This is a genomic window from Sphingobium sp. HWE2-09 (assembly GCF_035989265.1).
GTDB lineage: Bacteria > Pseudomonadota > Alphaproteobacteria > Sphingomonadales > Sphingomonadaceae > Sphingobium.
Genome location: NZ_JAYKZX010000003.1, coordinates 1563197 through 1575423 on the forward strand (window position 1 = coordinate 1563197; position 12227 = coordinate 1575423).

Consider the following 12227-nt stretch of genomic DNA (forward strand, 5'->3'; position numbering starts at 1 on the left):
ATATGCAATCGCTATGCCGCCCTGCTCTTCTTGGCGTATCGTGGTGACGATGCTAAGGCACCACGATACACCAAAGGAGAATAGATAACGCCATGAGCAAAATGCATCTGGTGATGGGTGGTCGCGTGACCGATCCGCAGACCCTCGAATTTCAGGATCTCAGCAAAGTCGACTTGGTCGGCGTATTTCCCGATTATGCGTCGGCTGAAAAAGCCTGGCGCGGCGCAGCGCAGCGTACGGTGGACGACGCAGAAATGCGCTATGTGATCGTACACCTGCATCGCCTGCTCGAACCCGAACTGCCCGGCGTATAATAGCGCTTACTGTTCCCCGGCGAAGGCCGGGGTCCAGACCCGCACACCCCGGCCTTCGCCGGGAAACATCTTATCAATGCACCGCGCGCGGCTTCTTGCGGAATCGCCACCGCAGCAGCGGCCGGGTCATCGCCAGCCCGACCAGGAAGCCGCCGATATGCGCAGCGATCGCGATCTGGCCCAGTTCGCTCATGCCCGCGCCACTCGCCAGCCCGATCATCAGTTGCACTGCGATCCATCCCCCCGCCAGCCATAATAGCCGCACGACATTGGCAGACAGCGGCCCGATCGCGCGAACCTGTTGCTGGCTGTAGAGCAGCGCATAGGGCGCGATGATCGCGGAAATCGCGCCGCTCGCGCCGACCATCGGGTTGGTCGACCCCGGATCGATCACCCATTGCGCCAGGCACGCGCCATACGCACCCACTACATAGAGCAACAACGTGCCGCCCCAGCCCAGTACATGCTCCACCTGCCGCCCGCAAAAGATCAGCATCAGCAGGTTGAAGCCGATATGCATCCATCCGGCATGAATGAGCGTGCAACTGAGCGGCGTCAGCCAGGCAGGCACCGCCGCCATGCCATCCAGAAGTGCCGGATCGCCCAGCCGCGCAGGCATGAAACCGCCGATCACGGCCGCCTCGTCGATCCGTCCTGTCAGATACAGCAACAGAAAAGCGGCGAAGGTGATCGCCGCTATCCCATTGGTCAATCGGCCTGCCGGCAATTTCACGGTCAGATGAAATCGATCTTGTCGACCTGGTAGAATTTGTCGCCCGACGGCACCGACACTTCCACATCTTCGCCGACGGTACGGCCGATCAGTGCGCGGCCCAGCGGGCTGTTATAGCTGATCATGCCCAGCTTGGCGTCCGCCTCGGCCTGGCCCACGATCTGATATTTGACCGGCTTGTCGTCTTCGTCCAGCAACGTCACCGTCGCGCCGAACACGATCTTGTCGCCCGACAACGTCGCCGGATCGATCACCTGCGCGCGGGACAGCTTGTCCTCCAGGTCGTTGATCGTCGCTTCGACCTGGCCCTGCCGTTCCTTGGCAGCGTGATATTCCGCATTTTCCGACAAGTCGCCATGCGCGCGCGCTTCTTCGATGGCGTCCACGATCAGTGGCCGCTCGGCTTTCAGTTCGCGGAGCTGCGCGTTGAGCTTGTCATAGCCCATCTGCAGCATCGGCATCTTCTCGACCGTCGCCATTATCGTAAATCCTTCGTCAAAACTTCCCTTCGGCGACCCGAACGTCGGGCCGCCCGCAGCATGTGTCCTTGTGCAGGGTATCAGGCGTGCGACAGGGGATAATAGGACTGGAGCGAGCGCACTTCAAGGGGATGTCCCCGTAAAGCCTCGATCGCATCGGCCGCAGCGACGCTGGCGGCCGCCGTGGTGAAGCTCGCCACCTTCTGACGCAGCGCGCTGGTGCGGATCGCCTTGCTGTCCTTGAGCGACTGCCAGCCCTCGGTCGTGTTGAAGATCAACTGCACATCGCCGTCGGTGATCTTGTCCACGATATGCGGCCGGCCTTCGGCGACCTTGTTCACCTTTTCCACCGCGATACCGTGCGCGACCAGATAGTCCGCCGTGCCGCCGGTTGCGATCAGCTTGAACCCCATGTCCACCAGCTTGCGCGCGGCAGGCAGGATCACCGGCTTGTCGCTGTCCTTGAGCGAGATGAAGACCGTGCCGGACGTCGGCAATAGGGTTCCCGCGCCGATCTGCGCCTTGGCAAAAGCGATCGCGAAATTGCTGTCGATCCCCATGACTTCGCCCGTGCTTTTCATTTCCGGCGACAGCACCGGATCGACGCCCGGGAAGCGACCGAAGGGGAAGACGGCTTCCTTCACCGCCACATGGTCGATCGCATTGCGGTCGATCCTGGGCAGATCCTTGATCTTTTCCCCAGCCATCACGCGGCTGGCGATCTTGGCGATGGGCGTGCCGATCGCCTTGGCGACGAAGGGCACGGTGCGGCTGGCGCGCGGATTGACCTCGATCAAATAGACGACGCCATCCTTCACCGCGAACTGGATGTTCATCAGGCCGCGCACCGACAGGGCGTGGGCCAGCACTTCGGTCTGCCGTTCGATCTCGGCGATGATCTCGTCCGACAGGCTGTAGGGCGGCAGCGAACAGGCGCTATCACCGGAGTGCACGCCCGCTTCCTCGATATGCTGCAACACGCCCGCCACGACCACATCGTCGCCATCGCACAGCGCATCGACATCGACCTCGATCGCGTCGCGCAGATATTGGTCGATCAGCACCGGAGAATCGCCCGACACCTTGACCGCGGTGGTGATATATTCCTCCAGCTGCGCCTGGCCGTCGACAATCTCCATCGCCCGGCCGCCCAGCACATAGCTCGGCCGCATCAGCACCGGATAGCCGATCCGGTTGGCGACCGCGATCGCCTCTTCCCGGCTGCGCGCGATACCGTTGGCGGGCTGGCGCAGTTTCAGCTTGTCGATCAGCGCCGCGAAGCGCTCGCGATCCTCGGCCAGGTCGATCGCGTCCGGCGACGTACCCAGGATCGGGATACCCGCATCTTCCAGCGCCTGCGCCAGCTTGAGCGGCGTCTGCCCGCCAAACTGCACGATCACGCCTTTGAGCGTCCCGTTCGACATTTCGACGTTCAGGATTTCCAGCACGTCCTCGGCCGTCAGCGGCTCGAAATAGAGGCGGTCCGACGTGTCGTAATCGGTCGACACCGTCTCAGGATTGCAGTTGATCATGATGGTTTCATAGCCGACTTCGCTCAGCGCGAAGCAGGCATGGACGCAGCAATAGTCGAACTCGATCCCCTGCCCGATCCGGTTCGGCCCGCCACCCAGGATCACCACCTTTTCGCGGCTCGTGGGCGCGGATTCATTCTCCGCCTCGCCAAAGATCGGCGCTTCATAGGTCGAATACATGTACGGCGTCTTCGCCTCGAACTCGGCGGCGCAAGTGTCGATGCGCTTGAACACCGGCCGCACGCCCAGCTTGTGGCGCAGCTTGCGGACTTCATCCTCGGTCACGCCGCCGGTCATCGCTTTGACCGCTTCATGGATCAGGCCGCTACCGCGAGCGATGCTGCGTTCCATGCCGCGCAGATTGGCGGATTTTAGCGCCAGCCAGGCAAGCCGCTTGTCCGAAAAGCCCATGGCTTTCAGGCGGCGCATCCCGTCCGCATCCTGCGGCAGGCCGTTTTCCAGCACTTCGCCTTCCGCGTCCACGATTTCCTTGATCCGTTCCAGGAACCAGGGATCGAACTTTGCGATATTGTGGATTTCTTGGACGCTCAGGCCTTCGCGCAGCGCTTGCGCCGCGACCAGCAGCCGGTCGGGCGTCGGCTGCGCCAGCGCGGCGATGATATCGTCCTTGGGCGCGCCGACCAGATGATCGACCTGGTTGAAACCGCTCAGCCCGGTTTCCAGACCGCGCAGCGCCTTCTGCATCAACTCATGGATATTCCGGCCGATCGCCATGACTTCGCCGACGGACTTCATCGCCGTGCCCAGCAACGGCTCGGCGCCCTTGAACTTTTCGAACGCGAAGCGCGGGATTTTGGTCACGACATAGTCGATCGTCGGCTCAAACGACGCCGGCGTCGCGCCGGTGATGTCGTTCGTGATCTCGTCCAGCGTGTAGCCGACCGCCAGCTTGGCCGCGACCTTGGCGATCGGGAAGCCGGTCGCTTTCGACGCCAGCGCGGACGAGCGCGACACGCGCGGGTTCATCTCGATCACGACCAGGCGGCCGTCCTTGGGATTGACCGCGAACTGGACGTTGGATCCGCCTGTTTCGACGCCGATTTCCCGCAATACCGCGATCGAAGCGTTGCGCATGATCTGATATTCCTTGTCGGTCAGCGTCAGCGCTGGAGCGACCGTAATGCTGTCCCCGGTATGCACGCCCATCGGATCGACATTCTCGATCGAACAGATGATGATGCAATTGTCGTTGCGGTCGCGCACGACCTCCATCTCATATTCCTTCCAACCGAGGAGGGACTCCTCGATCAGCACCTCGGTCGTGGGCGACGCATCCAGCCCGCCGCGCACGATCGTCATGAACTCGTCGCGATTATAGGCGATGCCGCCGCCGGTGCCGCCCATGGTGAAGCTGGGCCGGATGATCGATGGCAGGCCGGTGAACTCCAGCCCCTCCAGCGCCTCTTCCATCGTATGCGCAATGCGCGAGCGGGCCGATTCCAGTCCGATCTTGTCCATCGCGTCGCGGAACTTGATCCGGTCCTCCGCCTTGTCGATCGCTTCGGCGTCGGCACCGATCATCTGCACGCCGAACTTCTCCAGCGTGCCGTCGTTGAAAAGCGCCAGCGCCGTGTTGAGCGCCGTCTGCCCGCCCATGGTCGGCAGCACCGCGTCCGGCCGCTCCTTCTCGATGATCTTCGCCACAATCTCCGGCGTGATCGGCTCGACATAGGTCGCGTCGGCAAATTCCGGATCGGTCATGATCGTAGCCGGGTTGGAATTGACCAGGATGATGCGATAGCCCTCTTCCTTGAGCGCCTTCACCGCCTGCGTGCCCGAATAATCGAACTCGCACGCCTGGCCGATGATGATCGGGCCAGCGCCGATGATGAGGATGGAAGAGATGTCGGTTCTTTTAGGCATTGACTGTAACGCTCCAAAGCCCTCTCCCTTGAGGGAGAGGGTTGGGTGAGGGTGTGAAACGGTGGCGGAAAAGCGCTTGACCAGCACCGCGCGAAAGCTGCGCGGTGAACCGACCGAAGCGGAAAAATCTCTTTGGGTGCGATTGCGGGCCAGTCAGATCGATGGCTTCAAATTCGTCCGGCAATTCCCCATCGGCCCGCATGTGGTCGACTTTGCCTGCCGCAGCGCGAAACTCGTCGTTGAACTGGATGGCGGACAGCACGCGACCAGCGAAACGGACGCCCCGCGCACAGCGCTCATCGAAGCCCATGGCTATCATTTGATCCGCTTCTGGAACCACGACGTTTTGTCCAATATGGAAGGCGTCCTGGAAACGATCCGGTCCGAACTGTATCTCGCCAGAAACCTTCTCCCTTGAGGGAGAAGGATACGAAGCCTTGCCAGCGTGCTGGCTAGGCGAAGTTGGATGGGGATGTGGTGCGACGACTGCATATTCCATCAGCGCAGTCCCCCCTCACCCCGACCCTCTCCCCGCAGGGGAGAGGGGGAAGAAAAGCGACGCGAACTCAATGCACCGCCCCCGTCTGCGCCTCGCACCCCCAACCGTCATATTCGACGCCGCAGAGGATTTCGATCTGAAGGCATTTGCGGGTCAGCGCGCGGATCGATTGTTCGTCGACCGGCTGCACGCATTCCAAGAACAGGAACAGGTCGCCCTCCTCATCCTCTTCCCGGTCCAGTTCGACAAAGCCGAACTGGCTGGCGATGGTGAGCAACCGGTCGAAATCCTTTTCGCTGCCCCGGAAGGACACGTCCACCGGCCGCGCGATCCGCGCCACGTCGCCATTGGCGGCAAGGTTGGCGAGAACGGCCTTGTCCGCCTCCCATTCCGCGTCGAGGCGCGCTTCATCGACCGGGGGCAGCTTGATGCTCACGCCGCGACCGACCCTTTGAGGCCCGCGACGAACCGTTTGAACAGATAGAAGCTGTCCTGCGGCCCCGGCGAGGCTTCGGGATGATATTGCACCGAAAAAGCGTTCTTGTCGGTCAGTTCGATGCCGCAATTGCTGCCGTCGAACAGCGACACATGGGTCGCGCGGACATTGGCGGGCAGCGTGTCGGCATCGACCGCAAAGCCATGGTTCATCGATGTGATCTCGACCAGTCCGTCGTCCAGCCGCTTGACCGGATGGTTCGCGCCGCGATGGCCCTGGTGCATCTTGATCGTCTTGGCGCCGACCGCCAGCCCCAGCAACTGATGCCCCAGGCAAATGCCGAAGATCGGCACATTCTCGGTCAGCAACGCCGCGATTACCGGCACCGCATAGGCGCCGGTCGCGGCCGGATCACCCGGCCCGTTGGACAGGAACACGCCGTCGGGCTGCAAGTCCATCACCTGCTCGAACGTCGCGGTCGCGGGCAGCACGGTGACGCGCGCGCCTGCCTTCACCAGATTGCGGAAGATATTGTTCTTCGCGCCATAATCGATCGCCACGACATGCGGGCGCGGCGCGGGGGTCGGCAAGTCCTGCTGGTCGAACAGCAACGCATTGCCCTCCGCATCGCTGGCCGGATAGCCCGCCGCGACCGTCTCCAATTGCTCGGTGGCGTCAACCTCATAGCCCTTGCCCAGCGTCCAGCCGCCATCCTTCCACAGCCGCGTTTCCTGGCCGGTGACTTCGATGGCGAGGTCCATGCCCTCCAGCCCCGGCCAGCCCGCCGCCTTCGCGCTAAGCGCTGCGATGTCGAACTGCCCGTCGGGATCGTGGGCGATCACGACATTGGGCGCGCCCTTGACCCGGATCAGCCGCGTCAGCGCACGCGTATCGACGCCAGCCAGCCCGATACGGCCATTGTCCGCCATCCATTGGTCGAACGCCAAGACGTTGCGGAAATTGCTGGGCGCGGTCACATCCTCGCGCACGATGCAGCCCAGTGCATAGGGACTGTCGGCTTCCACGTCGTCCAGGTTGGTGCCGACATTGCCGATATGCGGGAAGGTGAAGGTGATGACCTGCCCCGCATAGGACGGGTCGGTCATGATCTCCTGGTAACCGGTGATCGACGTGTTGAAGCACAATTCGCCCACCGCATCGCCGATCGCGCCGAAACCGCGCCCGAACACCGCGGACCCATCGGCGAAAACCACGACCCCTGTCGCTCCTTTAGGCACGGTAAGGGTTTTGGCGTCAGCCATGGCGGTCGGTCCTTTATGCTTTTGCGGGAACCCGTCTGGTGCGGGTTAAACGGCCGGTCACCTATGCCCCCACGCCCGCAAGGTCAACGTCTGTTAAAAATCTCTTTTGGCGCTATATCTGCTCTTTTCCGCAAGCAACAGGATTAATGCGTCGATGATTCGCGATACCATCAAGAGCGCCCAGGTCACCGCCATGAAGGCTGGCGACAAGGAAAGGCTGGCCGCCGTCCGCCTGATCCTGGCGAAGCTGAAGGACCGCGACATCGAATTGCGAACCGCGTCCAGCGTGCCGGACGACGACGCCATCGTGGTGGAAGTCCTCCAGAAGATGGTGAAGCAGCGCCGCGAATCGATCGACATGTTCAAGTCCGGCGGCCGCGACGAACTGGCCGCCAAGGAACAGGCCGAACTCGACGTGATCGAAGGCTTCCTGCCCGCACAACTGAGCGAAAAGGAAACCAAGGCCGCGATCGAAGGGATCAAGGCGGAGATCGACGCGCAGAGCGTGCGCGACATGGGCAAGGTGATGGCCGTGCTGAAGGAACGCCATGGCAGCGTGATCGATATGAGCAAGGCGAGCGGGCTGGTGAAGGCGGCGCTTTCGTAACAGAGTGAACCGGGGCTGACATATAAAGCCCCTCCCTTCCAAGGGAGGGGTTGGGGTGGGTGATGGCGCTACGCATCAATGCAAAACTCGGCCGATATGCGCACGATATGCGCCAGGAACCCACCTACTATGAACGGCGCCTATGGAACGCCTTGAGGGCATCGCAGCTAGGCGGATTCAAATTCCGTCGCCAAGCTGTGATCGAACCTTATATCTGCGACTTTCTGTGCCCTCTTATCGGCCTGATCGTCGAAGTTGACGATGACCGCCATGACCCGATCAAGGATCAAGATCGCGACTTTGATCTTGCTCATCAAGGCTATTTGGTTTTGCGTTTTTCCAATGCCGACATTCGTGACAATCTCGAAGGTGTGCTGACTGTCATTCTCGAACGCGCAATCACATTGCCTGAACGGCAGAAGATCACCCACCCCAACCCCTCCCTTGGAAGGGAGGGGCTTTAGCCATGACCCTCACCCCCCAATGGCTGGACGAACTGCGCGCGCGCACGTCGCTCTCCACCCTTATCGGCAAGACCGTCAAGGTCACCAAAGCAGGCCGCGAGTACAAAGCCTGCTGCCCGTTCCATAACGAAAAGACGCCCAGCTTCACGATCAACGACGAGAAGGGCTTCTACCATTGCTTCGGCTGCGGAGCGCATGGTGATGCGATCCGCTGGATGACCGACCAGCGCGGCCTGCCCTTCATGGAGGCGGTGAAGGAACTTGCCGCCGCCGCCAGCATGGACGTCCCCGCCGCCGACCCGCGCGCCGCCAAGCGCGCCGAAGTGGCCAAGGGACTGCATGACGCCATGACCGCCGCGCAGGGTTTTTTCGAGGAGCAACTGGGCGGCATCGACGGCGGCGAAGCCCGCGCCTATCTGCAAAAGCGCGGCATCAGCGACGCCACCCGCCGCACTTTCGGCTTCGGCTTTTCCCCCGACGGGCGCAGTCGCCTGAAGAGCGCGCTCAAGGATTTTGGCGAACCGATGCTGGTCGAAGCCGGGTTGCTGATCGATCCGGACGGCGAACGCGACACCTATGATCGCTTCCGCGGCCGCCTGATGCTCCCCATCCGCGACATTCGCGGCCGCGTCATCGCGTTCGGCGGTCGCATATTGGGCGCTGGCGAACCCAAATATCTCAACTCCCCCGACACGCCGCTCTTCGACAAGGGCCGCACCCTTTACAATATCGATCGCGCTTCCCCCGCCAGCCGCCAGACCGAACGGGTGATCGTGGTCGAAGGCTATATGGACGTGATCGCGCTGGCTCAGGCGGGATTCGGCGACGCCGTCGCCCCGCTCGGCACCGCGCTCACCGAACATCAGATCGAACGGCTGTGGAAGATGGTCGAAGTGCCCATCCTATGCTTCGATGGCGATTCGGCGGGACAGAAAGCCGCGATCCGTGCCGCTACCCGCGCCCTGCCCCTGCTGCGCCCCGGCCATAGCCTCTGCTTCGCCACCCTGCCGCCCGGCCAGGATCCCGACGACCTGCTGCGCGCCAGCGGTCCCAAGGCGATGGAAGCGATCCTCGACGCCGCAGAGCCGCTGATCGAACGGCTGTGGAGCCATGAACTGTCCGCCATGCCGCTCGACACGCCCGAACAGAAAGCCGCGCTTAAACAGCGGCTCCGCGCCATCACCGACGCGATCGCCCATTCCGACGTGCGCGCCCATTATGCCCATGAATTTCGCGAACGCTATGATGCGCGCTTCTTCGCCCGCCGCGACGCCGCCCCGGCCCAGGGACAGCGCCGCAGCACGGCCGGTAGTGACGGCGGCCGCTGGCAGCGCGACAAGCGCGGCAATTGGAAACCGCCGATTCCCGGCGCCGGGACTGAAGTCCGCGCGATCGGCGCCAGCGGCATGGAACAGCGGTTGCTGCGCGCGATCCTGGCCGGCCTGTTGCGCCATCCGGCCCAGATCGCGCGCCATCGCGAGATGCTGTCGGGCCTGCAAATCGGCGATCCGCTGCTCGCTCAACTGCTCGCCGCGATGGTCGCCATGTCGTTTCGCAAAGAAACAGTTGAAACGCACGCCCTCCTTACCATATTGGGGCAAGGTGAAGTGTATAATATGGCTAAGGGAATGCTCCGGGCCGACACGTTCACACTCACCCCTCACAGGATGACAACCGATCCTGATCGCCTTGTCCGCGATCTGGAGGAAGCCATCCGGGTGATGGCGCAGGGTCCAGAGCTGGAGGCTGCGCTGGCAGAGGCGACGAGGCGGTTCGAAACGGATTTCAGCGAGGCGAATTTCGCCGAGCAACAGCGTATCCGCGCACTCAAGGCCGATCATGATCGTCGGCTGGCGGAACTGGCGCAGTCCGAAGACATTGTTTGATATATCGCCCCTTGGAGGGGCGACGGATTTGATGTGATCGTCCCTCCAAGGGACGACGGAGTTAAGGCGAATAGATGGCGACCAAGGCGAACAGCAAGAGTGCGGGTGCAGGCGATGGCGGGGATGAAGGCGGCGACGCTCCCCTGCTCGACCTCAACGAAGCCTCGGTCAAGAAGCTGATCGCCCGCGCGAAAAAGCGCGGCTACATCACCTATGACGAATTGAACGACGCCCTGCCGCAGGACCAGATGTCCTCTGAGCAGATCGAGGACGTCATGTCCGCGCTCAACGACATGGGCGTCAACATCGTCGAGAATGAGGAAGCGAGCGAAGACGGCGACGAGCAGCGCGAGCGCGAGGATGCCGAGGACGCCGAAGACGAATCGAGCGATGATGACGGCCCCAAGCTGATCACCGAAAAGAAGAAGGAAACGGTCGATCGCACCGACGATCCCGTGCGCATGTATCTGCGCGAAATGGGTGCCGTCGAACTGCTCAGCCGCGAAGGCGAAATCGCCATCGCCAAGCGGATCGAGGCTGGCCGCGACACGATGATTCTGGGCCTGTGCGAAAGCCCGACCACCTTCAACGCGATCATCGAATGGTCGACCGCGCTCAACAACGGCGAAATGCAGCTGCGCGAGATTCTCGATCTCGACGCCATGCTCTCCAAAGATCCCGCCCCGGAAAGCCTGGAGGAAGGCGCCGAGGATGATGATGGCGAAATCAGCGAGAAGACCGCTGGTCCCAGCTTCAAGGAAGAGGAAGAGCCGGAGGAAGAATCCGCCGACGCTGACGAGGATGAGGACGGCACCGAACGCCGTGCCAAGCGCGTCGAAGAGGAAGAGGAGGAGGACAACACCCTCTCCCTTGCCCAGATGGAAGAGACGCTCAAGCCGATGGCGCTTGAGAAGTTCGCCACCATCACCGACATTTTCCGCGCCTTTTCCGCGGCGCAGTCCGCGCGCATGGTCGCTATGGGCACCGGCGAAGTGCTCAGCCAAAAGGATGAGGACGACTATCAGGAACTGCGCGAAAGCCTGACCGCGCAGGTCGAAAGCGTCCAGTTCCACCAGCAGAAGATCGAATATCTGGTCGATCAGCTGTACGCCTATAACCGGCGCCTGACCGCGCTGGGCGGACAGATGCTGCGTCTGGCCGAACGGCACAAGGTGCCGCGCAAGGACTTCCTCGATCGCTATGTGAACCATGAGCTGGACGATGGCTGGCTCGACAAGGTCGGCGGCCTGGACAAGAAATGGACCGCATTCGTCGCCGCCGAAGGGCGCGCCGTCGATCGTATCCGCAACGAAATCGGTGAAATCGCCCAGGCGACCGGCATGTCGCTCAGCGAATTCCGCCGCATCGTCAACATGGTGCAAAAGGGCGAGCGCGAAGCGCGGATCGCCAAGAAGGAAATGGTCGAAGCCAACCTGCGCCTCGTCATCTCCATCGCTAAAAAATATACGAACCGCGGCTTGCAATTCCTTGATCTCATTCAGGAAGGCAATATCGGCCTGATGAAGGCGGTGGATAAGTTCGAATATCGCCGCGGTTACAAGTTCAGCACCTATGCGACCTGGTGGATCAGGCAGGCGATTACCCGCTCGATCGCGGATCAGGCGCGGACCATCCGTATTCCTGTCCACATGATCGAAACGATCAACAAGCTGGTCCGCACCAGTCGCCAGTTCCTGCATGAGCAGGGCCGCGAGCCGACCCCGGAGGAAATGGCAGAGCGTCTGTCCATGCCGCTGGAAAAGGTCCGCAAGGTGATGAAGATCGCCAAGGAGCCGATCTCCCTCGAAACGCCGATCGGCGACGAGGAAGACAGCCATCTGGGCGACTTCATCGAAGACAAGAATGCGATCATTCCGGTGGACGCCGCGATCCAGGCGAATCTGAAGGAAACGGTCACCCGCGTCCTAGCCTCGCTCACCCCACGCGAAGAACGCGTGCTGCGCATGCGCTTTGGCATCGGCATGAATACCGACCACACCTTGGAAGAAGTGGGCCAGCAGTTCAGCGTGACCCGCGAACGCATCCGTCAGATCGAGGCGAAGGCGCTGCGCAAGCTCAAGCACCCGTCGCGCAGCCGGAAGATGCGGTCCTTCCTCGACCAATAAATTAA

General features: G+C 62.1%; 11 protein-coding genes. 6 read left to right on the forward strand and 5 right to left on the reverse strand.

Going from position 1 to position 12227, the window contains the following annotated elements:
* The first annotated feature begins 92 nt into the window (after positions 1-92).
* A complete protein-coding gene (locus U5A89_RS12985) occupies positions 93-314 on the forward strand; it encodes a DUF4170 domain-containing protein (RefSeq protein WP_338161505.1) in 222 nt (73 codons plus the stop codon).
* 73 nt (positions 315-387) lie between these two features.
* On the opposite strand, the gene U5A89_RS12990 is transcribed toward U5A89_RS12985, so the two are convergent.
* From U5A89_RS12990 to carB, 3 genes are all read right to left on the reverse strand, one after another.
* A complete protein-coding gene (locus U5A89_RS12990) occupies positions 388-1047 on the reverse strand; it encodes a rhomboid family intramembrane serine protease (protein ID WP_338161506.1) in 660 nt (219 codons plus the stop codon).
* 2 nt (positions 1048-1049) lie between these two features.
* Entirely contained in the window at positions 1050-1526 is a 477-nt protein-coding gene (gene greA, locus U5A89_RS12995) for a transcription elongation factor GreA (RefSeq protein WP_338161507.1), read from the reverse strand.
* 80 nt (positions 1527-1606) lie between these two features.
* The gene (carB, locus tag U5A89_RS13000) at positions 1607-4942 is read right to left on the reverse strand and encodes a carbamoyl-phosphate synthase large subunit (protein WP_338161508.1); all 3336 of its coding nucleotides are present in this window, start codon (positions 4940-4942) and stop codon (positions 1607-1609) included.
* Positions 4943-5018: 76 nt separating this feature from the next.
* On the opposite strand from carB, the gene U5A89_RS13005 reads away from it, so the two are divergent.
* On the forward strand, positions 5019-5360 hold the full coding sequence (locus tag U5A89_RS13005; protein WP_338161509.1) for an endonuclease domain-containing protein: 342 nt from the start codon (positions 5019-5021) through the stop codon (positions 5358-5360).
* A gap of 148 nt (positions 5361-5508) precedes the next feature.
* Here U5A89_RS13005 and U5A89_RS13010 read toward each other — a convergent pair whose 3' ends face one another.
* Positions 5509-5877 carry a ribonuclease E inhibitor RraB gene (locus U5A89_RS13010; RefSeq protein WP_338161510.1) on the reverse strand — a complete coding sequence of 123 codons (369 nt, stop codon included), beginning with the start codon at positions 5875-5877 and terminating at the stop codon, positions 5509-5511.
* Complete coding sequence (carA, locus tag U5A89_RS13015) at positions 5874-7139, reverse strand: glutamine-hydrolyzing carbamoyl-phosphate synthase small subunit (RefSeq protein ID WP_338161511.1); 1266 nt, start codon at positions 7137-7139, stop codon at positions 5874-5876. Before carA ends, U5A89_RS13010 begins: the two co-directional genes overlap by 4 nt.
* 154 nt (positions 7140-7293) lie before the next feature.
* Here carA and U5A89_RS13020 point away from each other — a divergent pair, with 154 nt between their 5' ends.
* The 4 genes from U5A89_RS13020 to rpoD all read left to right on the forward strand — a co-directional run bounded on the left by U5A89_RS13020 (position 7294) and on the right by rpoD (position 12222).
* Entirely contained in the window at positions 7294-7746 is a 453-nt protein-coding gene (locus tag U5A89_RS13020; RefSeq protein ID WP_338161512.1) for a GatB/YqeY domain-containing protein, read from the forward strand.
* 62 nt (positions 7747-7808) lie between these two features.
* On the forward strand, positions 7809-8210 hold the full coding sequence (locus U5A89_RS13025) for an endonuclease domain-containing protein (protein WP_338161513.1): 402 nt from the start codon (positions 7809-7811) through the stop codon (positions 8208-8210).
* Positions 8211-8212: 2 nt separating this feature from the next.
* Positions 8213-10096 (forward strand): DNA primase, encoded by a 1884-nt coding sequence (dnaG, locus tag U5A89_RS13030; protein WP_338161514.1) that lies wholly within the window; start codon positions 8213-8215, stop codon positions 10094-10096.
* A gap of 74 nt (positions 10097-10170) precedes the next feature.
* Positions 10171-12222, forward strand: a complete 2052-nt coding sequence (gene rpoD, locus U5A89_RS13035) for an RNA polymerase sigma factor RpoD (RefSeq protein ID WP_338161515.1) — start codon at positions 10171-10173, stop codon at positions 12220-12222.
* The last annotated feature ends 5 nt before the right edge of the window (positions 12223-12227 follow it).

Bases quoted from the DNA above. Each gene is read 5' to 3' on its own strand.
- greA (WP_338161507.1), bottom strand. From the start codon at position 1,526: ATGGCGACGGTCGAGAAGATGCCGATGCTGCAGATGGGCTATGACAAG.
- dnaG (WP_338161514.1), top strand. From the start codon at position 8,213: ATGACCCTCACCCCCCAATGGCTGGACGAACTGCGCGCGCGCACGTCG.
- U5A89_RS13020 (WP_338161512.1), top strand. From the start codon at position 7,294: ATGATTCGCGATACCATCAAGAGCGCCCAGGTCACCGCCATGAAGGCT.
- U5A89_RS12985 (WP_338161505.1), top strand. From the start codon at position 93: ATGAGCAAAATGCATCTGGTGATGGGTGGTCGCGTGACCGATCCGCAG.
- carA (WP_338161511.1), bottom strand. From the start codon at position 7,139: ATGGCTGACGCCAAAACCCTTACCGTGCCTAAAGGAGCGACAGGGGTC.
- carB (WP_338161508.1), bottom strand. From the start codon at position 4,942: ATGCCTAAAAGAACCGACATCTCTTCCATCCTCATCATCGGCGCTGGC.
- rpoD (WP_338161515.1), top strand. From the start codon at position 10,171: ATGGCGACCAAGGCGAACAGCAAGAGTGCGGGTGCAGGCGATGGCGGG.
- U5A89_RS13025 (WP_338161513.1), top strand. From the start codon at position 7,809: ATGGCGCTACGCATCAATGCAAAACTCGGCCGATATGCGCACGATATG.